The sequence below is a fragment of the Micromonospora sp. CA-259024 genome (assembly GCF_050936255.1).
Lineage (GTDB): Bacteria > Actinomycetota > Actinomycetes > Mycobacteriales > Micromonosporaceae > Micromonospora.
Window position 1 is genome coordinate 3,302,343 of the sequence record NZ_JBNJND010000001.1, and the last position, 21,951, is coordinate 3,324,293.

Sequence of the window (21,951 nt, forward strand, 5' to 3'; positions counted from 1 at the left end):
GGCCACCGCGGCGGGTGTGGCGACGGCCCGCCGTCGTGATCGGATGCCTTTCTCGGTCAGCCGACTAGGCTGCGAACATGCCAGGAACGGTCGGGCGAGTCCCCACGCCAGCAACTCCGGGCCCGGGTGCGTCCACCGGGTCCGGCGCGGCCGCTGCCGTGCTCGCAAACGACTGGGCCGGCACCGCGCTGGGCCCGCCAGAGGGCTGGGACGTGGCGATCCGGGCCGTGGTCGAGCTGATCCTCGCCTCGCCGATGCCGATGGCCCTGGCGTACGGCGACGAACTCGTCCTGCTCTACAACGCCGGCTACGCCGAGTTGCTGGGCCCCAAGCACCCGCACGCCCTCGGTCGCCCGGCCGCCGAGGTGTTCGCGGACATCTGGGCGCTGCCCGGTGTCGGTGCGGTGATGGAACGCACCTACCGGCAGGGCGTGCCGTTCCTGGAGAAGGAATCCACTGTCCCGCTGGTCCGTGGGCACTCCGCGACGGTGGAGCAGGCGGTCTTCACCCGGGGCTACTCGCCGGTGCGCGACAGCGCCGGGCGGATCGTCGGCGTGTTGACGGTCGCCGCCGAGACCACCCACGTCACCGAGCAGTTGCAGAGCCTCAGCGAGGTGGCCGCAGCGCTCGCCGGCACGCTCACCCTCGACGACGTGGCCCGGGTGGCGCTGCGGTACGCGATCACCACGTTCGACCCCGACCAGGCCTCGTTCGCGGTCGACGAGGGCGGCGGCGGGTGGCGCATGGTGCGCCGGGTCCGCGGCGAGTTGCTGGACGAGGCCGACGAGCGGCTTCCCCCGCTCTGGCGGCGCGCGCCGACGGAGTGGTCGGCCCCGGTGGTGCGGGCGGCACGCTCCGGCGGCCCGTCGTTCACCGGAGACGGGCGACCCCTGCGGGAGACCGCGGTGGACCGCCACGACCAGAAGATCCGCTCGATGGCGGCCCTGCCCCTGGGCACCTCGGTGGTCCGCGGTGGGCTCGCGGTCGGCTACCAGGTGCCGCACACCTGGTCGCCCGCCGAGCGGGCGCTGCTGGCCGCGTCGGCCGAGCTGATCGGCCAGGCCGCCGAACGGGCCCGCCGGTTCGAGACCCAGCACGGCACCGCGCAGCTGTTGCAACGCAGCATGTTGCCGGAGCACCTGCCAGACCTGCCCCGGTTGCGGATCGCGGCCCGCTACGACCCGGGGGTGGACGGCAACGCCGCGGGCGGCGACTTCTACGACGCGTTCCTGCTGCCCAACGGCGGGCTCGGCGTGGTGCTGGGTGACGTCGCCGGGCACGACGTGCAGGCCGCCGCGCGGATGGGGCAGGTCCGCGCCGCGCTGCGCGCGCTGGCCCTGGCCGACCCGGCGCCCGACGCGGTGCTGGCCGGGCTGGACCGGCTGGTGACCAGTCTGGGCGCGGAGGCCGGCACTCACGAGCTCTTCGTCACCGTGGCGTTCGGGGTGATCGACGCGGAGCGGCGGGAGCTGACCCTGGCCAGCGCCGGTCACCCCGCGCCGCTGATCCGTCGCGGCGACCCGGACGGCCGTTCCCACGCCGAGTACGTCGACGTGCCGGTCGGTCCCCCGCTGGGTCTGGGCGGCCGGCCGGGCACCACCACTGTCGCGTTCCGCCCCGGTGACACCCTGCTGCTGTTCAGCGACGGGGTGGTGGAACGTCGCCGGCACAGCCTCACCGCCGGGCTGGCCACCCTCGGCGACGCCGTCGCCAAGGCCGGCAGTGGCGACCCCCGGGCGCTCTGCGCGGTGGCCACCGCGGCGGTACCGGGCGGCACCGAGGACGACGTGGCCGTGCTGGCGGTCGAGCACGCGCTCAAGCCGAGTCGCTCGGCGAGCATGGAGGTGCCGGCGGAGCCGACCGCGCCGAGCCGGGTCCGACACTGGATGACCGGCCAGCTCACCGAGTGGCGGGTGCCCGAGTCGGTGATCGGGGCGGCCGTGCTGTGCACCAGCGAGCTGACCACCAACGCGTTGCTGCACGCCGGCACCGCCGCCCGGGTGGAGATCGACCTCAGTCCCGAGCGGCTGCTGGTCTCGGTCGCCGATTCCGGCACCCGGGGCACCGTGACCCGGGCCCGCACCGACACGTTGAGCAGTCGCGGGCGCGGTCTCGGCCTGATCGAGGAACTCAGCGACGCCTGGGGCACCGACCCGTCGGTCCGTGGCTCCACGGTGTGGTTCGAGATCCTCACCCCACCGGCCGAGCGTTCCGGAGACCGCCTGACCGGGTAGGAGGACGCCCATGCGTACCGACAGCCCCGCCGGGGTCCTCTTCGATGTCGACGGCACCCTGGTCGACACCACCTACCTGCACACCGTGAGTTGGTGGGAGGCGTTACGGCAGACCGACCAGCCGGTGCCGATGGCGATGGTGCACCGCTCGATCGGGATGGGATCGGACAAACTCCTGGACCACCTGCTCGGCCCTGAGCGGGACCGCGACGCCGACACGAAGCTGCGCGACGCGCACAACACCCTGTACGCCGAGTACTGGGAACGACTCACGCCGCTGCCCCGGGCGGCGGACCTGCTGCGCGCCTGCGCCGAACGAGGGCTGCGGGTGGTGCTCGCCACCTCCGCCTCGGAACCTGAGGTCGACGCGTTGCGCCGGGCGCTGGCCGCCGACGACGTGATCGACACGGTCACCTCCTCGGCGGACGCCGAGCAGAGCAAGCCGGCCCCGGACATCCTGGTCGCCGCGCTGGAGCAGTCCGGGTTGACCGCCGAACGGGTGGTCTTCGTCGGCGACTCGGTGTGGGACGTCGTCGCGGCGGGCAGGTTGAACGTCCCGTGTGTGGGGCTGACCTGTGGCGGCACCAGCCGAGGCGAACTCGCCGGCGCTGGTGCGGTCGCGGTTTACGACGACCCGGGCGCGCTGCTGGCCGAACTGGCGGACTCGCCCCTCGCCCGGCCGAGGTGAGTCCCACTCCGATTCGCCGGCCGGTAGGCGCATAGCAAGCGGCCCGGTGGGGCATGGTCTGTCTCCGCCTGCCCCGCGCCGCGCGGGTGCGGCGGAGGGGTGGTGCCGTGGAGCCGGTAGACGTGGCGTTCGCGCTGGTGGGCCTGGGCGCTCTGCTCGCGGGCGTCCTGCCACGGGTGCTGGAGCGGCGCCCGCTGTCCATGCCGATCGCCTTCCTCGCCCTCGGCATGCTGGTGTTCCTGCTGCCGGTCGGGCTGCCGACCCCGGATCCCCTGGCCCACCCGGAGCTGACCACCCACCTCACCGAGATCGGGGTGATCGTCGCGCTGATGGGTGCCGGGCTCAAGATTGATCGGCCCTTGAGTTGGCGGCGGTGGTCGTCCACCTGGCGACTGCTGGCCATCGCGATGCCACTGTGCATCGCGGCGGTGGCCCTGCTCGGCTGGTGGTGGGCAGGACTGGTGCCGGCCGCCGCGCTGCTGTTGGGCGCCGCGCTGGCCCCGACCGACCCGGTGCTCGCCGCCGACGTACAGGTCGGCGAACCGACGGACGTGGAGGACTCCGAGGACGAGGTCCGCTTCGCGTTGACCTCCGAGGCTGGCCTGAACGACGGCCTGGCGTTCCCGTTCGTCTACGCCGCCATCGCCATCGCCTCGACCAGCCTGGCCCCACGCGACTGGTTGGCCGAATGGTTCACCGTGGACGTGCTCTGGAAGGTGACCATCGGGGTCGGGGGCGGCCTGCTCATCGGTTGGCTGCTCGGCAAGTTGTTCTTCCGCGCGCCCAGCGAGCTGCGGCTGGCCCGGCACGCCGAGGGTTTCCTGGCCCTGGCGGCGACGTTCCTGGCGTACGGGCTGGTGGAGGTGGTCGGCGGGTACGGCTTCCTGGCGGTGTTCGTGGCCGCCCGGGCGATCCGGGCCGCCGAGCGGACCCATGAGTTCCACTCGGTGCTGCACGACTTCGCCGAGCAGGTCGAACGGCTGCTCACCCTGGTGCTGTTGCTGCTGCTCGGCGGCGCGATCGTGGGTGGCCTGCTGGTCCCGTTGACCTGGCCGGCGGCCGCCGTCGGGCTGGCGCTGGTGTTCCTCGTCCGGCCGCTGATCGGCTGGTTGTCACTGCGCGGCGCGCCGGGGCGGCCGGCCGAGCACTGGGTCATCTCGTTCTTCGGCATTCGCGGCGTCGGCTCGTTCTACTACCTCGCGTACGCCACCACGAAGGCCGACTTCCCGCAGGCCGAGCTGCTCTGGGCGACCGTCGGGCTGGTGGTGCTCGTGTCCGTGGTGGTGCACGGCATCACGGCGACCCCGGTCATGCGGTTGCTGGACCGGGAGGGCGAGCGGACCTCCGACCCGACCGAACGTGATGCTGGTGACCGAACCGTCGCGGCAGCCGGACGCGCCTGAGCACGCGACCACCGGCCGGCGAGCCAGACGAGCCGGACGCTCCTATGCCGGGTCAAGTGTTTGGGGTGGGGTTTCGAGGCGTCGGTAGATTTCGCGGGCGACGTAGCGTTTGAGGCAGCGTTTGATCTCTCGGTCGGTTTTGCCTTGGGCGCGGCGCCGTTCGGCGTAGGCGCGGGTGTCCTGGTCGCGTTGTAGGCGGGTCAGGACGATGGTGTGCAGGGCGCGGTTGAGTTGGCGGTCGCCTGAGCGGTTGAGCCGGTAGCGGATGGTCTTTCCTGATGATGCGGGGATCGGGGCGGCGCCGGCGAGCATGGCGAACGCGGCGTCGTTTCGGCAGCGTCCGGGGTGGGACCAGGCGGTGAGCACGGTGGCGGCAACGATCGGTCCGACTCCGGTGAGGTCGAGTAGGTCGGGTCGCCAGGAGCGGACGATCGTGCGGATCGCCCTTTCGTGTTCGGCGGCTTCGGCTTCGAGGAAGCGGACGCGGCGGGCGAGGTCGCGCAGCACGGTCAGGCAGGTGAACACGTCGATATCCGCGCTGCTGGAGGGGCGTAGTCGGGTGGCGGTGGTGAGCATGGCCCGGGTGCTCTGGCCGCGGAAGCGGGCCCGCACCACCTCGGGAGCGGTGATCACCAACGCGTGCAGCTGCCGCTGAGCGTCAGCACTGGCTTCCACGGCCGCTCGGCGGGCGGTCAGCCGCACCTGCAGTGCTGCTCGTTGCGCGCCGGTCTTGGGCTGCGCCAGCCGCGTGCGGGCCAGGGCGTCGCGGGCGGCGCGTTCGGCGTCGATCGGGTCAGACTTCGCCCCGGCCCGGCGGGCCGGTCGCAGCGGCCGGTCCAGTTCGACGAGCAGCTCACCGGCATCGGCCAGGTGTCGGGCGAGGCCGGCGCCGTAGCCGCCGGAGCCCTCGAGGGCCCAGGCCCGCAGCCCTGAATGCTGTCCGGCCAGGGCCACCAGCTGCGCGTAGCCGTCTGCGTCGGTGTTGACCGTGATCCGCGCCAAGACCCCGCCGGTGCGGGTATCGAGCAGCGCAGCAGTGTGGGTGTCTTTGTGCGTGTCGACGCCGATGACGACCTCGACCAGATCTGCCAGCATGGACATGCGTTCTCTCCTCACCGTGGGGACGCAAAGGTCCGGTCCGGTGCGGAGATGGCAGGACTGTGATGAGACACGCCAGCCGCTAACTGGCGGTCAAGCTCCTGATCAGGCCAAACGTCTCCCGCCGGGCCGGCGCCGGCAGCAGCGGACGGACAAGTCCAGCCAAAGGCACAAAGCCAGTCAGGCCAAGAGTCACGCCCACCACTGCCAGCTATCAGCTCACCACTGCTGAACCGACCCCGCCATGCTCACAGTCAGGCCAGTTGGGCGGCCAGGGCACGGCCGAGGTCCCGGCCGGAGCGCCAGGCACTCTGGACCCGGGGCTTGCCGAACGCGTCGCCGGCCAGGCCGATCCCGTCGACGCCGAGGTGGTGGGTGTCGGCGCCGGCGCCGCTGGTCGGCTTCGCGTACGTCCAGCGATGCACGTGCACGTCGGCGGCCCGCTCGGGCAACCCCAGCAGGTCCCGGACGGCCTGCTCGATGGCCGGGCGGGCCCCGGTCGGCTGGGCCAGGTGCCCGGCGGCGAACTCCGGCACGGTGTGTGCGACCAACACCGGCGCGCCGTCACCGCGCCGGTCGCCGTCGTCGCAGACAAGGTTGAGGACCGGGTGGTCGTTGACGAACGCGCCACTGAAGTCGGGCCAGCGCCGGGTCGGGAAGCGCAGCACGGCGGCCAGCGACGGCGACCAGCGCTGCGCCTGCACGACCCGGGTGGCCTCGGTCAGGGCCGGGTCGAGCAGCAGGGCGGCCTGTGGGCCGGGCATGGCCAGGGCGACCGCCGCGCAGGGCTCGCCGTCCACGGCCGGCCCGGGCTCGACGCTGAGCACCAACCGGTCGACGGTCACCGGCACCGGGCGGGCCAGGTGCTCGACCAGCGAGCGGAGCCCGCGAGGTGCGGCGAAGCGCATCGGCCCGGGTACGTCACGGCGCCCGTCCCGGTCGTACGCCTGGAAGGTGTCGGTCCATTCGCGGACCAGGCCGGCGGTGCGCCACTGCTCGACCACGGAGACGAAGTCCGGGTCGGTGGCGGTGAAGTAGGCGGCGCCGATGTCCGCGGGACGGCCCTCGATGCGCTTGCTCGCCATCCGGCCGCCGCAGACGTGCCCCCGCTCCCGGACCCGCACCGGCACCCCGGCCCGGGTCAGCTCCACCGCACAGGCGATCCCCGCGATGCCCGCCCCGACCACCACCGCACCAGACCGGTCCACCCTCATCCGGTGATGGTAGGCGGCGGTGGCCGCGACCGAGGCCGGTAACCCTTCCCACGCGATCTTGCACTTTCTGTCGCGACATAACGCACATTCACCGCGCTACACCGACAGCAAGCGCAAGATCGCGCGTTCTGGTCAGGGGCGGGGGCGGGGCAGGGGGTGTAGCTCCACCTCGGTCAGGTGACCGGCGCGTACCTCGGCGGTGAGGAAGGTGGCGTGGGGTTGGGATCGGCGGTCGGTGGGTGAACCGGGGTTGAGCAGGCGCAGCCCACCGGGCGCTTCGGTGTCCCAGGGGATGTGCGAGTGCCCGAAGACCAGCAGGTCGACATCGGGGAAACGGGCCGCGCACCGCTTCTCGCGACCGGTCCGTGGCCCGGTCTCGTGCACCACCGCGACCCGCAGTCCGTCGAGTTCGACCCGGGCCACCTCCGGCAGCCGGGCGCGCAGCGCCGGGCCGTCGTTGTTGCCGTACACCCCGATCAGTCGACGCGAGCGCGCGGTCATCGCGTCGAGCAGCGCCTCGTCCACCCAGTCGCCGGCGTGCACCACCACGTCCGCCTCCTCGATGGCCGCCCAGAGCGGCCCGGGCAGGTCCCGGGCCCTCTTCGGTAGGTGGGTGTCCGCCGTGAGTACCAGCCGCATCCCCGCATTGTCTCCCGAGCCCCGAAGTTTCACGATCGAGCCGAAGGCGTGGCTCAGGAACGCGGTGGGGTGAAGTGCGCCGGCGGCATGCCACGATGGCGCAACACCGGGTTCTCCTCGACGTCGGTGAGAACACCGGCGGCATTGATCAGGCCGATGTGGGAGAACGCCTGGGGGAAGTTCCCCAGTTGCTCTCCGGTCAGCGGGTCGATCTGCTCGGCGAAGAGGCCCAGGTCGTTGACCCGGGCGGCCAACGCGCGGAACAGGTCGTGCGCCCGAGACCGCTCACCGGCCAGCGCCAGGCAACCCACCAACCAGAACGAGCAGATGACGAACGCCGCCGGGTCACCGTCCCAGCGCCGCAGCAGGCCGTCGTGCGACAGCTGCCGCTCCACCGCACGGACCGTCGCACGCATCCGCGGGTCGTCCGCCCGCAGAAACCCCACCAACGGCATCACCAGCACCGACGCGTCCAGCTCGTCGGATTCGAAACTTCCGGTGTACGACTGGACCCGGTCGCTCCATCCCCGTTCGAGCACCGTGGCGCGTACCTCGTCACGGGCGGCCGCCCAGCGGGCCACCTCCTGCGGCTTGCCGAGAAGCTCGCCGAAGCGGACCGCCCGGTCCAGGGCGACCCAGCACTGCACCTTGGACGAGACGTGGTGGCGTTCGATGCCGCGCTCCTCCCACATCCCCGCGTCCGGTAGCTTCCAGTCCCGCACGGCCTGGTCGGCGAGCACCCGGAGCAGGTGGTAGACCTCCGGATCCAACGGCTCCAGCCGGTCGCGCATCAGCCAGGCGGCATCCAACGCCTCACCGAAGATGTCGGTCTGCCGCTGCCGCCACGCGTCGTTGCCGATCATCACCGGCGGACTGTCGCGGTAGCCGCCGAGCTGTTCCAGGCGATGCTCGGTCAGGTCGCGCTCCCCCAGCACCCCGTACATGATGGGCACCGGCTCGTCTTCGATCCGGCCCATCGCCCGAGCCAACCAGTCGAACTGCCGCCGCACCTCGTCGAAGCAGGCCGACCGCCACAGCGCCCGCAGGGTGTGGCTGAAGTCGCGCACCCAGACATAGCGGTAGTCGTAGTTGCGGTCCCCGCCGAGCTTCTCCGGCAGCGAGGTGGTCGCCGAGGCCACCACCGCGCCGCTGGGCCGGTACGTCATGCCCTGCACCACCAGCGCGCTGCGCCGCACCTGCTCGGCGTAGAGCCCCGGGTACTCGTGCTGGCGGACCCAGGAGCGCCACCCGTCGACCGTGTCGGCGATCGTCCGGTCGGCGTCCGGCACCTCCGGTAGTGGGGCGTCGTAGGTCGGGGCGTACCCGAGGGAGAAGTTGTGGGTCGTGCCGGCGCGGGCGGTGAACGTCGCGGTGGCCTCGGCGTCGGCGCAGCTCAGCCGCACGCTGCCCCGCAACGTGAGCCGGGCGGCCCCCGCGATGGCCTCCAGCATCCCGTCCCGCTCCACCAGGTACGCGATGGCCCGCCCGTACTCGAAGCGGGGCCGGTAGTGCACCCGCATCGGCACCTCACCGGCGAGTCCCCGCACAGAGCGGACCAGGACCTGCGGCGAGCGCATCCCGATCTCATGACCACGGCTGTCGGGCTCGAGGGCGAGCGCGTCGGTCAGCGCGACCTCCCCCTGAGCGGTGCGGAAGACGGTCCGCAGCACCAGGGTGTCCTCCAGGTAGCTGCGTTCGACGGTGTAGTCGCCCTCCGGTCGGATCGACCAGTGCCCGGCGCCGTCGTCAAGCAGCCGCCCGAACACCGACGGGGCGTCGAACCGCCCCGGGCACCACCAGTTCACGGAGCCCGAGCGGTCCACCAGCGCCGCGCTGCGGCCGTCGGCGAGAAAACCGTGGTCGCTGATCTGTCCGCTCTCCACCTGTCTGCCTACCCGGGCAGCCCGCGCGCATTCCACCCCATGCGGCGACGCCATTCACCGTGACGGCGGGCGTTACCGGTCGGCGTGGACGGGAACCCGGCGAGCTGACGAGGGGGGATGCTCATGACGTCAGCTTCGGGGCCGGCCGCCGCTTGGCGGCCCGGCACACAGGGTGGCGACCTGCTTCCATCCGGGCCGGCCGGCCGCCTGTCGACGCCGTCGGGTGACGGCCACGGGCCGGAGACCGGCCCGCCCACCGTGACGATCGGCTCGTATCCGGACTATCCGTCCGCGCAGCGGGTCGTCGACTATCTGGCCGACAACCGCTTCCCGGTGGAGAACAGCGCCATCGTCGGCACGAACCTCACCCTGGTGGAAACGGTGCTCGGGCGGATGACCACCGGTCGAGCCGGCCTGCTCGGCGCCGGCACCGGTGCCTGGTTCGGGCTCTTCATCGGGCTGCTGTTCGGCATTTTCACCGTCGGCAACTGGCTGGCGGTGATCCTGGTCGGGCTGGTCATCGGGGCGATCTGGGGTGCCGTGTTCGGCGCGGTCGCGCATGCGATGACGGGCGGGCAACGCGACTTCACCTCGGCCAGCTCACTTCGTGCCGGCCAGTACGCCGTGACCGTCGACGCACAGCTCGCCGACCAGGCTCGACAACTGCTGGGCCGGATGCAGATGCCCAGCTCGGCCGGCAACACCCGCTGAGCGACGATCGACCGCCCGCCCGTCCCGGCAGCACTCGGGGCGGGCGGCCGTTCACTCGTGGTACGCCAGCTCGCCAGCGTGGATCTCGACGTCGACCCGGTTCTCCGGTGGTGCCAGCGGACAGGCCCAGCGGTCGTCGTAGGCGCAGCTCGGATTGTAGAGATAGTTGGCGTCCAGCCGGACCCGGTCGCCGGGCAGCAGCTCGACGCCCCGACCGAAGGTGCCCTTCACCGTGTCGGTGAGGTACCGGCCTCCCCCGTACGTCTCCCGCCCGCAGGTGCCGTCGCGCAACGGCACGAACAGCCCACCCCCGTACGCCTCGATCCACCACAGGGTCAGCGGCCCCCAGGGGGTCTCGGCCACCGCCACCCGCCGGTACGCGACCACCCCGTCCGGGCCGCCGGTGTCGACTCGCAGCTCGCCGTTGGCCGGACGCAGCAGTGCCTCCACCACGGCCGCCGGGTTGGCGGGAAAGTAGCGCAGCCCGGCGAAGTCGGGGCGCTCCGCCGGAGGGATCGGGCTCTGCGGGTGGGTGGCGAAGAGTTCGTCGCGGCCCGCGCGGAACCCGGTCAGGTCGACGTCGGACAGGTACAGCCGGGCCACCCGCTCACGCCAGTCGGCCAGCTCCAGATCATCCACGCCGTCGAGCCTATGCCGTCGCGGCGTGGCACCTCAGCGTGGCGGCCAGTTGCTCAGGACAGCGTCGAGGGCGTCGAGGGTCCGGGACCACGAGTCGTCCGTGGCCCGCGGGGTGTGGCGGAAACCGCCGGTCTTCTCCAGGCTCACGAACCCGTGGAACGTGCTGTGCATCATCCGTACCGCGTCGGTCTGGTCCGGCTCGGAGAGCCGGTAGCCGCGCAGGATCGCCCGGGTCATCTCGGCGTGCCGGACGCCCGCGCTCGCAGCGGCGGTCTCCGGGTCGAGGTCGATCTGCATGGCGGCGTACCGGCCTGGGTGCTCTCTCGCGTATGTGCGGTACGCGTTGGCGAACGCCACCAGCGCGTCCTTGCCGGCTCGGCCGGCGAGCGCGGCGGCGACCCGGTCGGCCAGCTCGGCCAGCGCCAGCAGGGCGATTCTGACCCTCAGGTCCTGCGCGTTCCTGATGTGGAAGTACAGGCTCGGGTCCTTCACACCGAAGTGGCGTGCGAGGGCGGCGACGGTGACGTTCTCCACGCCCACCTCGTCGGCCAGCTCGGCCGCAACCAGCGTCAGGCGCTCGATGGTCACCCCTGCACGTGCCATCCACCACACCCCAAACCTAGCCGTGTTAATGGTTTGCCTAAGGCGGCTAGGCTACTACCTATGTTAGCCGTCACCGAATCCGTCATCCGCGCCTCCTTCGTCAACTGCAGCCGGGGCGAGGCGAAGCGGCTGGCCGTACCAAACGATCTTGAAATGCGGCCCTGGGACGACCTCGACTTCCTCGGCTGGCGGGACCCCGCCGCGCCGCAGCGGGCCTACCTGGTCGCCGAGACCGACGGCAAGCTGGCCGGAGTGGTGCTGCGGGCCGCGACGCACCAGATCGGGCGCGTGCGGCACAGCATGTGCTCGCTCTGCCTGACCACGCACCTGGGCGACGGCGTCTCGTTGATGACCGCCCCCAAGGCCGGTCCGAGCGGACGGCAGGGCGACTCCGTGGGCACGTACATGTGCTCCGACCTGGCCTGCTCGCTCTATCTGCGGGGGAAGAAGCACGCCGGGCCCCCCACGCCCGAACCCCTGCCCCTGCCGCTGCGGATCGACCGCGTCAGGGCCGCCCTCGCGGCATTCCTCCGCAAGGTCACCGAGTGACGGTTGGAGACGACCGGCGCGGTCGGGGTCGCACCACTCTCGGCCCAGAGCTGCCCCCGTGTCTGGCCCGACCCCGGCGCGCCGCCCCACTGCCGGGGCAGCTCTACAGGCGCGCCGAAGGGTGTTCGGAGCCGATTCGCCCCTGACTAACCGTCGGTGGCCAGACGAGCGTGCAGGTGCTCGTCGTAGCGGCGGCCGTCGCCGTACCGGTACGACTCACGCAGCGTCCCCTCGGCCAGGTAGCCGGCCCGGTCGGCGACCCGGCAGGACGCCGGATTGGCCACCGCGTGACACAACTCCACCCGGTGCAGCCCGAGGTCCGCGAACGCCCAGTCGGTGAGCCGGACGACGGCGCGCACCGCCACCTGACGCCCGCGCGCCGCCGGCACCGTCCAGTAGCCGATGGACGCGTCGCCGTCGTGGATGCGGTGCAGCGACACCGAGCCGAGCAGTTTGCCGTCGGCCGCCGAGGTCACCGCCATCGAGGCGTGACCGCCGGAGGACCAGTCGGCTCGACGACGCACCCAGAGCAGCGCGACATCGTCGTCGATCGGGCCGCCACCCTGCGGGTTCCACTGGGCGATCGCGGGGTCGCGCAGGGCGTCGCGCACCGCCGGGGCGTCCTCGTCTCGCCATGGGCGCAGCAACAGGTCGGCGGCGGTGAGTTCCACGTGTTCCACGAGGCCGGAGTCTGGCACATCGCACAGGGTTCCCGCCGCCGGATTTAGAGCGCATCCTTCAAAACTGCACAAAAAACCGCCTTCGGCGGCCTACAGGTGAGGCAGGCAACGTCCGCAGTCACTAGTTAAATTTTTAAGAAGTGCTATCGTCGTGCCCATGACCGAGAGCCTGGACAGCACCCGAGAGGCCGCCTGGCGCGCCTACATCGAGGCCAGCCAGCGTCTCTACACCCAACTGGAAGAGGACCTGCGCGCCGACAGCGACCTCAGCTTCGCCGACTACCACGTGCTGGTCCTGCTCTCCGAGGCACCGGGGCAGCGGCTACGGATGGGCGAGCTGGCCAGTCGACTCATCTTCTCGCCCAGCCGACTGACCTACCAGATCTCCTCGATGCAGCGCCGCGGCATGGTCAGCAAGGAGCCCTGCCCGGACGACCGACGCGGCAGCGAGGCGGTGCTCACCGCCGCCGGGCTGCTCGCCCTGCGGGAAGCCGCACCTCACCACCTGGCGTCGGTGCGCACCTACCTGATGGACGACCTCGACGACACCGAGGTCGCCTGCCTCACCCGGGTCTTCGGCCGGATCGGTGACCGCCTGCGGGCGTCCCGGGCCAGCTCGACCACCCACGCCACGAGTTAGGAGCCTTCGATGCCCGCGATCACCGTTGACAACGTTCTCGTCCTGCCCCGCCTGCCCCAGCTGGGCGAGTCCACCACGTTCCGCCCGGTCCGCAAGGTGACCACGGCACCCAGCGGCTTCGAGGGTGAGGGCTTCCCGGTCCGTCGCGCCTTCGCCGGGGTGTCGACCACCGACCTGGACCCGTTCATCCACCTCGACCAGATGGGCGAGGTCGACTACGCGCCGGGCGAGCCCAAGGGAACCCCGTGGCATCCGCACCGCGGCTTCGAGACCGTCACGTACATCATCGACGGAGTCTTCGACCACCAGGACTCGCAGGGCGGTGGCGGCACCATCACCGACGGCGACACCCAGTGGATGACGGCGGGCAGCGGCCTGCTGCACATCGAGGCGCCGCCGGAGCACCTGGTGGTGAGCGGTGGGCTCTTCCACGGCACCCAACTCTGGGTCAACCTGCCGCGCTCGGCCAAGATGAACCCACCCCGCTACCAGGACATCCGGGGCCGGGAGTCGGCGCTGCTCACCACGCCTGACGGTGGCGCGCTGATCCGCGTCATCGCCGGTGAGATCGCCGGGCACCGCGGCCCGGGTTCGACCTTCACCCCGATCACCATCACGCACGTCACCGTGCAGCCGGGGGCACAGGTCGACCTGCCGTGGCAGCCCGAGTTCAACGCCCTGGTGTATGTGCTCGGTGGTCGTGGCACGGTCGGCACCGACCGGCGGCCGGTGCGCACCGGTCAGCTCGCGGTGCACGGTCCGGGTGACGCGCTGCGGTTCAGCGCCGACACCGGGCAGGACAGCAACACCCCCGCCCTGGACCTCTACATCATGGGTGGTCAGCCGATCCGGGAGCCCGTGGCGCAGTACGGCCCGTTCGTGATGAACACCCGGGACGAGCTGATCCAGGCATTCGAGGACTTCCAGGCCGGTCGCCTCGGCGTGATCCCCACCGAGCGGCTCCCGCACACCGGTGGCCAGGGCGCTCGGCCCTGACCATGGTCGACCGCTGAGATCGGCGCCGGCGCCTCCGGATTCACGTCGGGGGCGCCGGCGCCGCCTCAGGAGACCGCAAAAATCCCGGCGACGCCGAGAATCACCATCACCAACACCGCTACCAACGCACCCCGTTCGCTCTCCACCGCCGGCTCGCGGTACTCGGTCACGGGATTCGTCGTGTCGCGGGGCATGGTGTGGCCTCCTGGCTGTTGTCGCGTCGCGTGCGATGGCGTCGGTCAGCTCGTCGGTCCGTCGGCCCGACGTGCGGACCCGGGTCGGGGGTCCTACCGTGAGGACGTTGCCGACCTCCAGGGGGCTGGACGTTGCCGTCGCAGGACTGGTTCCTCACCGCGCAGGAACGTGCCAACCCGGTCTCTGGGTTACCCGTGTGGACCACGGGAAACCTCGCCGAGCCGTTGATTCACGGTGCCGCGTATTTCGACCGGCTGGTCGACGAGGTGGAGGCACTGGGCCCCGGGGACCACCTGTTCTTCACCGACTGGCGGGGTGACCCGGACCAGCGGCTACGCCCGGACGGCCCGACCGTGGCCCAACTCTTCGCCCAGGCCGCTCAGCGCGGCGTGGTGGTCAAGGGGTTGATCTGGCGCTCACACCTCGACGTGCTGGCCTACAGCGAGGCGGAGAACCGCGACCTCAGCGAGACGATCTCAGCGGCCGGCGGTGAGGTGCTGCTCGACCAGCGGGTCCGGCGCGGCGGCTCGCACCACCAGAAACTGGTGGTGCTGCGGCATCCGGGCGCGCCGGAACGGGACCTGGCGTTCGCCGGCGGGATCGACCTGTGCCACAGCCGGCGCGACGACGCCACTCACCACGGCGACCCGCAGCCCGTGCAGATGTCCGCCCGGTACGGGCCCAACCCGCCCTGGCACGACGTGCAGCTCGCGGTGCGCGGCCCGGTGGTCGGCGCGTTGGACACCCTGTTCCGGGAACGCTGGACCGACCCGATGCCACTGGACTCGGAGAACCCGATGGCCTACCTGCGGGATCGGTTGCGCGGCGCGGACCTGCGCGCCGACCCGCTACCCGAACAACCAGCCGATCCGCCACCCTGCGGTCCGCACCAGATCCAGGTGCTGCGCACCTACCCCGCCGTCCGCCCGCGTTACCCGTTCGCACCGCACGGCGAGCGGACCGTGGCTCGGGGTTACACCAAGGCGCTCCGCCGCGCGCGTCGGTTGATCTACCTGGAGGACCAGTACCTCTGGTCGGCCGAGGTGGCGAACCTGTTCGCGAACGCGCTGCGGGACACCCCTGAGCTGCACCTGATCGCCGTGGTCCCCCGGCACCCGGACGTCGACGGCAAGCTGGCGCTGCCGCCGAACATGGTCGGGCGCGAGCAGGCGCTGTCGCTGTGTGAGCGGGCCGCACCGGACCGGGTGCACGTGTTCGACGTGGAGAACCACGCCGGCATCCCGGTCTATGTGCACGCGAAGGTGTGCGTCGTCGACGACGTCTGGGCCAGTGTGGGCAGCGACAACTTCAACCGCCGATCCTGGACGCACGACAGCGAGTTGTCCTGCGCGGTGCTCGACGACACCCGCGACGAGCGAGAGCCCACCGATCCCGCTGGGCAGGGCGACGGAGCGCGGGCCTTCGCGCGGGAACTGCGACTGCGGCTCTGGCGCGAGCACCTGGACCGCGACCCGGACGGCGCGGACGACGCCGACCTGCTCGACCCGGCGGACGCCGTCGCGGCTGTCACGGCCGCCGCCGAAGCGCTGCAACAGTGGTACGACGACGGCCAGGTGGGCGAGCGGCCGCCCGGTCGGCTGCGCCCGCACCGCCCGGAGCGGCTGCCGTGGTACACCCGCACCTGGGCGTTGCCGGTGTACCGGCTGGTCTACGACCCGGACGGCAGGCCACTGCGGGCGAGGCTGGCCGGCACCTGGTGAATCGGTCGGGCCGGCTCCGGCGCGGCGGTGACCGGGTGCACGCTCAGCCCACCGGGGTAGGCGAACGAGGAGCGCGGCGAGTAGTAGCCGAAGCCGATGGTCAGCGGGTTGGCCGGGCGGAGCGCGTACATCGGGTGCTCGGGCTGGAGGAACTCCACCGACTCGATCTCGAACGGGGCGACCGGCTCGGCGACGAACGGGTAGACCGAGCTGAGGAGCTGGCCGTCGCGGCGGGTGAAGTAGCGGTGGTGCCCGCTGCTGATCACGTGACCGGTCTCCCCCACTCGACACCGCGCCCGGATCAACGGCAGCCCGTCGATCTTCGTCTCGGAGAGCAGGGACTCTCCACTCACCTCGATCCGGGTCCGGCCGGCGAGCACCGGGGCACCGCGGGCGGCAGCGTACTCACGGACCCGCCGGCTGGAGGCCACGTAGTGGGTCCACCAGCCGCCCGGATTGAGGCCACCGGGCGCGTCGACGCCCAACAGCGAGACGCCGAGGTAGGTCAGCGAGTACGCGCCGAAGCCGGACGTCTGGGTCTCGTCCTCGACGATGTACTGGTTGAGGAACACCTGGTGGTCGGGGCGGGGGCACAGCCCGGGCGGGACCAGTGCGGCGACCGCGTCCGGATCCGCCGGCAGCCAGCTGACGAAGAGGGTGCGGCTGTTCACGACGAGCTGGGGAGCGGCTGGATCGAGCACGGTGCCTCCGAACCGGATGTGTACACGAGACGCTACGGCCGGTCCCACCAGCGGGACAACGACAGATAGTCGACACTCCTCCCCTGATGTCGGATTTCATGTTGACCCCTCGATGCGAGCCGGGGACCGACCGGCGGAGCCGGGTGGATGACCGGGCGGCAGAACCTGACCGGAAGACGGGTAAGGACGCTCACAGCCTCCCGAATTTTCGCCCCTATGCGTCTTTTGCTACCGGACACACCTTAAGTACATCAGCCTTTCGGCTAGATATCTGGGAGACGATCAGGTTAAGGTGACTCCCGAACGGCCCATAGGAAGCTAAACCAAAGCGCCACTTCTTTTGTCCGCGGACGAGGTGCAGGGAGGACCCACCCATGACCGCGCCAACGATCACCGAGCAGCCCGGCACCGCTGCCACGGCCAAGCTTGACCCGCGCGCTCTCACCGACAGCGCCGCCGATCTGCTCAACGCCATGGCTGCCCTGCCCGCCAACCACCCGTCGCGCGCCGCGCTGCGGGACCGGGCGATCGAGGCCTGGCTACCGCTCGCCAACCACCTGGCCCACCGTTACAGCGGCCGTGGCGAGCCGACCGACGACCTGGCCCAGACCGCCGCGGTCGGCCTGATCAAGGCCATCGACAAGTTCGACCCGTCCCGCGGTGTCGACTTCGCCGGCTACGCGATCCCCACCATCATCGGCGAGCTCAAGCGGCACTTCCGCGACCGCACCTGGGACATCCGGGTGCCCCGCCGGCTCCAGGAGCTCCGGCTGGCCATCTCCGACGCCAACAGCACGCTCCTGCAGACCCTCGGTCGCTCGCCCACGGTCGCCGACATCGCCGCCCACCTCAAGCTCACCGAGGAAGAGGTGCTGGAGGGCCTGGAGGGCGCCCGCGCGTACAACGCGGTGTCGCTGTCCACCCCGACCGGCGACGGCGAGCGGGCCACCGAGCTGGGCGACATGCTCGGCGGCGAGGACACCGAGTTCGAGCTGGCTGAGCTGCGGGTCGCCCTCGGCCCGGCGCTGGCCACCCTCGACGAGCGCGAGCAGAAGATCCTCACCCTGCGCTTCTACGGCAACCTGACCCAGTCGCAGATCGCCGACCAGATCGGTGTCTCACAGATGCACGTCTCGCGGCTGCTGGCGCGGGCGCTGACCAAGCTGCGCGGCCAGCTCAACGGCACGTACTGAGCGGTTCACGACGAGAGGGCCGGGTCGACGGACCCGGCCCTCTCGCGTGCCCACGGTGTCACGCGGGCGTGACACCGTGGGCGTGGGACATCCGGCCGGGCCACTCCGACCCGGCCGGTCCAGTCAGCGGCCGACCGGCTCCCGCCACATCGGCCAGAACGGCGTGCCGTCGGGCACCCGGAACGGCTCGCCCGCCAGGTATCCGTGCTTCGCGTACAGGTCACGGCTGCGCGGACTGCTCGCCTCCAGGTACGCCGGCATCCCGTTGGCGTCCAGCCAGGCGTGGTGGTGCCGCATCAGCGCGGTGCCCAGCCCCTGACCCTGCCGGTCCGGCCGGGTCGCCAGGAAGGCCAGGTGGTGGTGATCCGGGTGTGGGTGGTTGACCGCGAACAGCTCGTCGAGATGCTGGAACCGGTCGGTCCACTCACCGCAGGCGGCGGCCAGTCGGGCGTCGTAGTCCACGGGCGGCGGAGCCGGCTCACCGACCGACGGGAACCAGACCGCGACCGAGGCCCGGTCCTCGGTGGCGTGGACCAGGCCGTGCCGCATCGCGTGCCCGACCAGAATCTCGAAGTCCCCGGCGAGCACGGCCTCCCGCTTGCTCGCGTCGGGCACCAGCCAGGACGTCACCTCCAAGACGGTGAACGCCTCGGCGATCCGGCCAGCCACCAGGGCGGTCTCCTCCGGCCCGAGTCGCTCGATGGCCACGCTCATCGGGTCACCTCCACGCTGGCCGGCGCCTCCGGCTTGACGGCCGCGCTCGCCGCGCCGAGGCCGATCCGGGCGTACGTGTCCGGGCGGTTGCCGCGCAGCACCAGCGCCCAGCCGATGCCGAGCAGGGCCGCCACCGGGTAGACGGCGGGTAGCGCCCAGCGCAGGGTGGAGTCCGGCGCGACGCCCAGCAGGTTGGCGAAGTTCGACACGGCCAGCCAGATGATCACGAAGAGCGCGATGCTGGCCAGGCCGGGCGCGATGGCCCGGCGCCAGAGGTTCTCGCCGCCGCCTCCGGAGCGCGCGAAGTAGGCGATCACCGCCACCGAGGTGGTGGCGATCAGCAGCAGCACGCCGAACCCGCCGGTGGTGCCGCCCCAGAAGAACAGCTGGACCACCGGATCCCAGCCGTTGGCCGCGTACAGCAGGATGACCACCAGACCGAGGACGCTCTGCGCCACCGACGCGGCCCGCGGTGCCCCGGTACGGGCCGAGGTCTGCCCGAACACCGCCGGCAGCACCCGCTCGCGGCCGAGCGCGAACGCGTAGCGGGCCGTGGTGTTGTGGAAGGAGATCATCGCGGCGAGCACCGAGGTCAGGAAGAGCACCTGCCCGATGGTGACGGCGGTGTCGCCAAGCTGCGCGGCGGCCAGATTGAAGATCAGTGCGACGCTCTGCTCACCGGCCTCGGCGACGATCCGGTCCGGCCCGACGGCGACGGTCATGGTCCAGGACGACAGCGCGTACAGCCCGGCGATGATCGCCACCGAGAGGTAGGTCGCGATCGGCACGGTCCGCTTCGGGTCCTTGCTCTCCTCGCTGAAGACCACGGCGGACTCGAAGCCGACGAAACCGAGGATGGCGAGCACCAGCACCGCGCCCACCCCCGGCACGAAGAGGTTGTCCGGTGAGAACGCGGCAAAGCTGACCTGACCGTCGGCCGGGTTGCCGATCTGCCCCAGGTCGAAGACGAGGATCACCACGATCTCGGCGACCAGCAGCGCGGCCAGGACCAGGCCGTTGATGTCCACCCGGAGCAGGCCGAGCAGGCCGACCAACGCCCACGCCACCAGGGCCACCACGGCCCAGTGCGGGTGCCCGCCGAAAATCCGGTCGAGCACCGGCTCGGCCGCCACACCGATGGTGCCGTACAGCCCGACCTGCAGCGCGTTGTACGCGATCAGCGCGACCCAGGCGGCGCCGACGCCGGCAGGTCGGCCCAGACCCCGGGAGATGTAGGCGTAGAAGGCTCCCGCGTTCTCCACCCGGCGGGACATCGCCACGTAACCCACCGAGAACAGGGTGAGCACCGCGGCGACCAGCAGGAAGGCCAGCGGGATCCCGGTCACCCCGACGACGCCGTAGCCGGTGGTGACGACGCCGGCCACCACGGTCAGCGGCGCGGCGGCCGAGAGCACGAAGAAGATGACTGAGGGAATGCCGAGGCGGCCTCGGGCCAGGGCTTCGGAGACGTTGCTGGGTCGGTCGACTGTCGATGTCGGGGGCATACGACTACTCCGATTGTCGAGGGGGGGGGAGGGTAGGGGGTTATCCGGGGGGATCAGGGAATGCCGCGCAGCACGGCGGCGCCGACGGCGGCCTCGGTGTACCCGACGAGTTCCTTCAGGGGTGCCGGCAGCGCGGGGATGAGGACGTTCAGCCGGTGGTGGGCGCGGGGGCCGGCGCTCCACAGCACCTCGCGGGTCAACCCCGCGGCCACCACCAGGCCGAGCAGCAGGGCGTCCGGCACGCTCGGCGGGTCCGGACGGTCCAGCAGTGCCCGCAGCCGGGTGGCCGGCCAGGCCACCGCGTTGAGGTCGATGGGCAGGTAGCTGACCGAGGTACGCAGCAGCCGGCGGCTCTCCTGGCGGCGCAGCACGCCGGCACGGGCGAGCCGCTCCCCCACCGAGGTCGTCGCGCTCTGCGCCAGGAAGCTGAGCCAGGTGCGCAGTTCCCGGTGCTGGGACTCGCCGATCAGCTGGTCGAGCACGGTGTGCGCCAGCGCGTCAGCCGGTGGGCGCCGGTCGATGACGGTGACCTGCCCGGCCGAGACGGTGATGTGTCCGTAAAGGAGCAACTCGCCGAGCAACCCGCCGGCCAGCCCGAGCCCGGTCGCCGCCGGGTGCAGTTTGGCTTTGCCACGACTGTCGTTGTGTGCGATCAGGAAGAACTCGTCGGCGATGAGCAACGGTCCTCCCGCACAGGTGTGTCCACAGTGATCGCGACCGAGAAAGGATGCACCGACAGCTACCGCAATGCAACTCCCAGATTTGAAAGTTGCACTCCGTGCAGGCGCGACCTGCGGATCTCGTCGTGGCAGACTCGGACGGTGACCGCCACCCCCGCCCTCCGACCCGCCGCCAGCCCGACCGTGCGCCGTCGACGCATCGCCAGGGAGCTCCGCCAGCTCCGGGAACGCGCGGGGATGACGCTCGATGTGGCCGCCCGCCAACTCGACATGTCGAAGAGCAATCTCTCCCGGATCGAGAACGCGCAGATCGGCATCAAACCGCGCGACGTCCGGGCGGCGCTCGCGCTCTACCAGGTGACCGGGGCGGACGCCGAGGCACTGATCGAGATCGCCAGGGGGGCGCAGCAGCGCGGCTGGTGGCAGAACTACAGCGACGTGCTGCCCGAGTGGTTCGAGTTCTACGTCGGGCTGGAGGCCGAGGCGGCGGCGCTGCGCACCTACGAGGCCGAGTCGGTGCCCGGGCTGCTGCAGACCGAGGCGTACGCCCGGGAGATCTTCCGACGCACCGCGGGCGAGGAGGGCGTGGAGCGCAAGGTCGCCGCCCGACTGCACCGACAGGAGGTGCTGCGTCGCGAGGACCCGGTCGATTTGTCGGTGGTGCTCAACGAGGCCGTCCTGCTGCGCCCGGTCGGCGGCGCCGCGGTGATGGCCGAGCAGCTGGCCCACATGAGTCGAATCGCGCAATTACCCAACGTAGTAATTCAGGTACTTCCATTCGCGGCTGGCGGTCATCCCGCGATGAGCACCCCGTACGTGATCCTCAACTTCGCCGACGCCGCCGACGCATCCGTTGTTTACCTGGATAACCTCACGATGGGACTGGCGCTGGAGGATGTCGACCAGGTGCTCCGGTATAGCCTTCTGCACGAGGAGCTGTGCCGGTTGGCGCTCGATCCGGCGGCGTCGTTGATCCGTCTAGAGCAGGCTTCTCGTAACTGTGCGTGACCGCGTCTGCGGCACGCCGACGCAGACGAGAGGTACCACGGATGACGGGGAACGACCTGAACCGGGCGGACTGGCGCACCAGCACGCGCAGCAGTGGCAACGGCAACTGCGTGGAGGTCGCGACAGCCGATGGTCAGGTCGCCGTCCGGGACAGCAAGGACCGCTCCGGCCCGGTGCTCGCCTTCGGCCCGTCGGCCTGGCGGGCCTTCCTGCTCGGCGTCGCTGAGGTCCGTCGCCACTGAGGCACCCGCGCCGGT

The 21,951-nt window shown here is 71.4% G+C and carries 23 protein-coding genes; 11 read left to right on the forward strand and 12 right to left on the reverse strand.

What is annotated here, in order from left to right; all coding sequences use genetic code 11:
* The first annotated feature begins 77 nt into the window (after nt 1-77).
* The 3 genes from ACQEUX_RS14430 (at nt 78) to ACQEUX_RS14440 (ending at nt 4,325) form a co-directional block, all read left to right on the forward strand.
* Complete coding sequence (locus ACQEUX_RS14430; protein ID WP_433046939.1) at nt 78-2,234, forward strand: SpoIIE family protein phosphatase; 2,157 nt, start codon at nt 78-80, stop codon at nt 2,232-2,234.
* A 10-nt stretch (nt 2,235-2,244) separates the two neighbouring features.
* On the forward strand, nt 2,245-2,922 hold the full coding sequence (locus tag ACQEUX_RS14435) for an HAD family hydrolase (RefSeq protein ID WP_433046942.1): 678 nt from the start codon (nt 2,245-2,247) through the stop codon (nt 2,920-2,922).
* Nucleotides 2,923-3,029: 107 nt separating this feature from the next.
* Nucleotides 3,030-4,325: a cation:proton antiporter gene (locus tag ACQEUX_RS14440; protein WP_433046945.1), complete on the forward strand. Its 1,296-nt coding sequence runs from the start codon at nt 3,030-3,032 to the stop codon at nt 4,323-4,325.
* A 42-nt stretch (nt 4,326-4,367) separates the two neighbouring features.
* Here the strand turns inward: ACQEUX_RS14440 and ACQEUX_RS14445 are convergent, their stop codons facing one another.
* The 4 genes from ACQEUX_RS14445 to ACQEUX_RS14460 all read right to left on the reverse strand — a co-directional run bounded on the left by ACQEUX_RS14445 (nt 4,368) and on the right by ACQEUX_RS14460 (nt 9,159).
* On the reverse strand, nt 4,368-5,426 hold the full coding sequence (locus tag ACQEUX_RS14445) for an IS110 family transposase (RefSeq protein WP_433046162.1): 1,059 nt from the start codon (nt 5,424-5,426) through the stop codon (nt 4,368-4,370).
* A gap of 251 nt (nt 5,427-5,677) precedes the next feature.
* Entirely contained in the window at nt 5,678-6,637 is a 960-nt protein-coding gene (locus tag ACQEUX_RS14450; RefSeq protein ID WP_433046948.1) for an NAD(P)/FAD-dependent oxidoreductase, read from the reverse strand.
* Nucleotides 6,638-6,769: 132 nt separating this feature from the next.
* Nucleotides 6,770-7,276: a metallophosphoesterase family protein gene (locus ACQEUX_RS14455; RefSeq protein WP_433046950.1), complete on the reverse strand. Its 507-nt coding sequence runs from the start codon at nt 7,274-7,276 to the stop codon at nt 6,770-6,772.
* Between the two features lie 53 nt (nt 7,277-7,329).
* Nucleotides 7,330-9,159, reverse strand: coding sequence for a glycoside hydrolase family 15 protein (locus ACQEUX_RS14460; RefSeq protein ID WP_433046953.1), 1,830 nt, complete (start codon nt 9,157-9,159; stop codon nt 7,330-7,332).
* Nucleotides 9,160-9,282: 123 nt separating this feature from the next.
* Here ACQEUX_RS14460 and ACQEUX_RS14465 point away from each other — a divergent pair, with 123 nt between their 5' ends.
* A complete protein-coding gene (locus ACQEUX_RS14465) occupies nt 9,283-9,870 on the forward strand; it encodes a general stress protein (RefSeq protein ID WP_433046956.1) in 588 nt (195 codons plus the stop codon).
* Between the two features lie 51 nt (nt 9,871-9,921).
* Here ACQEUX_RS14465 and ACQEUX_RS14470 read toward each other — a convergent pair whose 3' ends face one another.
* Nucleotides 9,922-10,509 carry a DUF1684 domain-containing protein gene (locus ACQEUX_RS14470; protein WP_433046959.1) on the reverse strand — a complete coding sequence of 196 codons (588 nt, stop codon included), beginning with the start codon at nt 10,507-10,509 and terminating at the stop codon, nt 9,922-9,924.
* Between the two features lie 33 nt (nt 10,510-10,542).
* Nucleotides 10,543-11,112 carry a TetR/AcrR family transcriptional regulator gene (locus tag ACQEUX_RS14475; protein ID WP_433046962.1) on the reverse strand — a complete coding sequence of 190 codons (570 nt, stop codon included), beginning with the start codon at nt 11,110-11,112 and terminating at the stop codon, nt 10,543-10,545.
* A gap of 60 nt (nt 11,113-11,172) precedes the next feature.
* Between ACQEUX_RS14475 and ACQEUX_RS14480 the strand changes: the two genes are divergently transcribed.
* Nucleotides 11,173-11,661 carry an FBP domain-containing protein gene (locus ACQEUX_RS14480; protein WP_433046965.1) on the forward strand — a complete coding sequence of 163 codons (489 nt, stop codon included), beginning with the start codon at nt 11,173-11,175 and terminating at the stop codon, nt 11,659-11,661.
* A 146-nt stretch (nt 11,662-11,807) separates the two neighbouring features.
* Here the strand turns inward: ACQEUX_RS14480 and ACQEUX_RS14485 are convergent, their stop codons facing one another.
* On the reverse strand, nt 11,808-12,341 hold the full coding sequence (locus ACQEUX_RS14485) for a GNAT family N-acetyltransferase (protein WP_433046968.1): 534 nt from the start codon (nt 12,339-12,341) through the stop codon (nt 11,808-11,810).
* Nucleotides 12,342-12,498: 157 nt separating this feature from the next.
* Here ACQEUX_RS14485 and ACQEUX_RS14490 point away from each other — a divergent pair, with 157 nt between their 5' ends.
* Both ACQEUX_RS14490 and ACQEUX_RS14495 read left to right on the forward strand, forming a co-directional pair.
* On the forward strand, nt 12,499-12,981 hold the full coding sequence (locus ACQEUX_RS14490; RefSeq protein WP_433046971.1) for a MarR family winged helix-turn-helix transcriptional regulator: 483 nt from the start codon (nt 12,499-12,501) through the stop codon (nt 12,979-12,981).
* A 9-nt stretch (nt 12,982-12,990) separates the two neighbouring features.
* Nucleotides 12,991-13,977, forward strand: a complete 987-nt coding sequence (locus tag ACQEUX_RS14495; protein ID WP_433046974.1) for a pirin family protein — start codon at nt 12,991-12,993, stop codon at nt 13,975-13,977.
* Between the two features lie 65 nt (nt 13,978-14,042).
* Here ACQEUX_RS14495 and ACQEUX_RS14500 read toward each other — a convergent pair whose 3' ends face one another.
* Nucleotides 14,043-14,171, reverse strand: a complete 129-nt coding sequence (locus ACQEUX_RS14500; protein ID WP_255508778.1) for a hypothetical protein — start codon at nt 14,169-14,171, stop codon at nt 14,043-14,045.
* Nucleotides 14,172-14,303: 132 nt separating this feature from the next.
* On the opposite strand from ACQEUX_RS14500, the gene ACQEUX_RS14505 reads away from it, so the two are divergent.
* The gene (locus tag ACQEUX_RS14505) at nt 14,304-15,893 is read left to right on the forward strand and encodes a phospholipase D family protein (RefSeq protein WP_433046978.1); all 1,590 of its coding nucleotides are present in this window, start codon (nt 14,304-14,306) and stop codon (nt 15,891-15,893) included.
* Here ACQEUX_RS14505 and ACQEUX_RS14510 read toward each other — a convergent pair.
* Nucleotides 15,842-16,594 (reverse strand): hypothetical protein, encoded by a 753-nt coding sequence (locus ACQEUX_RS14510; RefSeq protein WP_433046981.1) that lies wholly within the window; start codon nt 16,592-16,594, stop codon nt 15,842-15,844. The two genes, ACQEUX_RS14505 and ACQEUX_RS14510, sit on opposite strands and share 52 nt — an antisense overlap.
* A 374-nt stretch (nt 16,595-16,968) precedes the next feature.
* Here ACQEUX_RS14510 and ACQEUX_RS14515 point away from each other — a divergent pair, with 374 nt between their 5' ends.
* Nucleotides 16,969-17,787 carry a SigB/SigF/SigG family RNA polymerase sigma factor gene (locus tag ACQEUX_RS14515; RefSeq protein WP_433046984.1) on the forward strand — a complete coding sequence of 273 codons (819 nt, stop codon included), beginning with the start codon at nt 16,969-16,971 and terminating at the stop codon, nt 17,785-17,787.
* Between the two features lie 123 nt (nt 17,788-17,910).
* Here ACQEUX_RS14515 and ACQEUX_RS14520 read toward each other — a convergent pair whose 3' ends face one another.
* Genes ACQEUX_RS14520 through ACQEUX_RS14530 form a run of 3 tightly spaced genes read right to left on the reverse strand, consistent with a single transcriptional unit; the run spans nt 17,911 to nt 20,686 of the window.
* A complete protein-coding gene (locus tag ACQEUX_RS14520; protein WP_433046987.1) occupies nt 17,911-18,501 on the reverse strand; it encodes a GNAT family N-acetyltransferase in 591 nt (196 codons plus the stop codon).
* Nucleotides 18,498-20,006: an APC family permease gene (locus ACQEUX_RS14525; protein WP_433046990.1), complete on the reverse strand. Its 1,509-nt coding sequence runs from the start codon at nt 20,004-20,006 to the stop codon at nt 18,498-18,500. Before ACQEUX_RS14525 ends, ACQEUX_RS14520 begins: the two co-directional genes overlap by 4 nt.
* 53 nt (nt 20,007-20,059) lie before the next feature.
* Nucleotides 20,060-20,686, reverse strand: coding sequence for a GOLPH3/VPS74 family protein (locus ACQEUX_RS14530; RefSeq protein WP_433046993.1), 627 nt, complete (start codon nt 20,684-20,686; stop codon nt 20,060-20,062).
* A gap of 183 nt (nt 20,687-20,869) precedes the next feature.
* On the opposite strand from ACQEUX_RS14530, the gene ACQEUX_RS14535 reads away from it, so the two are divergent.
* Nucleotides 20,870-21,694, forward strand: coding sequence for a helix-turn-helix domain-containing protein (locus ACQEUX_RS14535; RefSeq protein WP_433049841.1), 825 nt, complete (start codon nt 20,870-20,872; stop codon nt 21,692-21,694).
* Between the two features lie 41 nt (nt 21,695-21,735).
* A complete protein-coding gene (locus tag ACQEUX_RS14540) occupies nt 21,736-21,936 on the forward strand; it encodes a DUF397 domain-containing protein (RefSeq protein WP_433046996.1) in 201 nt (66 codons plus the stop codon).
* The last annotated feature ends 15 nt before the right edge of the window (nt 21,937-21,951 follow it).

Excerpts from the sequence above, each read along its gene's own strand:
- ACQEUX_RS14430 (WP_433046939.1), top strand. The coding sequence starts at position 78 with ATGCCAGGAACGGTCGGGCGAGTCCCCACGCCAGCAACTCCGGGCCCG.
- ACQEUX_RS14435 (WP_433046942.1), top strand. The coding sequence starts at position 2,245 with ATGCGTACCGACAGCCCCGCCGGGGTCCTCTTCGATGTCGACGGCACC.
- ACQEUX_RS14445 (WP_433046162.1), bottom strand. The coding sequence starts at position 5,426 with ATGTCCATGCTGGCAGATCTGGTCGAGGTCGTCATCGGCGTCGACACG.
- ACQEUX_RS14450 (WP_433046948.1), bottom strand. The coding sequence starts at position 6,637 with ATGAGGGTGGACCGGTCTGGTGCGGTGGTGGTCGGGGCGGGCATCGCG.
- ACQEUX_RS14455 (WP_433046950.1), bottom strand. The coding sequence starts at position 7,276 with ATGCGGCTGGTACTCACGGCGGACACCCACCTACCGAAGAGGGCCCGG.
- ACQEUX_RS14465 (WP_433046956.1), top strand. The coding sequence starts at position 9,283 with ATGACGTCAGCTTCGGGGCCGGCCGCCGCTTGGCGGCCCGGCACACAG.
- ACQEUX_RS14475 (WP_433046962.1), bottom strand. The coding sequence starts at position 11,112 with ATGGCACGTGCAGGGGTGACCATCGAGCGCCTGACGCTGGTTGCGGCC.
- ACQEUX_RS14480 (WP_433046965.1), top strand. The coding sequence starts at position 11,173 with ATGTTAGCCGTCACCGAATCCGTCATCCGCGCCTCCTTCGTCAACTGC.
- ACQEUX_RS14490 (WP_433046971.1), top strand. The coding sequence starts at position 12,499 with ATGACCGAGAGCCTGGACAGCACCCGAGAGGCCGCCTGGCGCGCCTAC.
- ACQEUX_RS14495 (WP_433046974.1), top strand. The coding sequence starts at position 12,991 with ATGCCCGCGATCACCGTTGACAACGTTCTCGTCCTGCCCCGCCTGCCC.
- ACQEUX_RS14500 (WP_255508778.1), bottom strand. The coding sequence starts at position 14,171 with ATGCCCCGCGACACGACGAATCCCGTGACCGAGTACCGCGAGCCGGCG.
- ACQEUX_RS14515 (WP_433046984.1), top strand. The coding sequence starts at position 16,969 with ATGACCGCGCCAACGATCACCGAGCAGCCCGGCACCGCTGCCACGGCC.
- ACQEUX_RS14520 (WP_433046987.1), bottom strand. The coding sequence starts at position 18,501 with ATGAGCGTGGCCATCGAGCGACTCGGGCCGGAGGAGACCGCCCTGGTG.
- ACQEUX_RS14525 (WP_433046990.1), bottom strand. The coding sequence starts at position 20,006 with ATGCCCCCGACATCGACAGTCGACCGACCCAGCAACGTCTCCGAAGCC.
- ACQEUX_RS14540 (WP_433046996.1), top strand. The coding sequence starts at position 21,736 with ATGACGGGGAACGACCTGAACCGGGCGGACTGGCGCACCAGCACGCGC.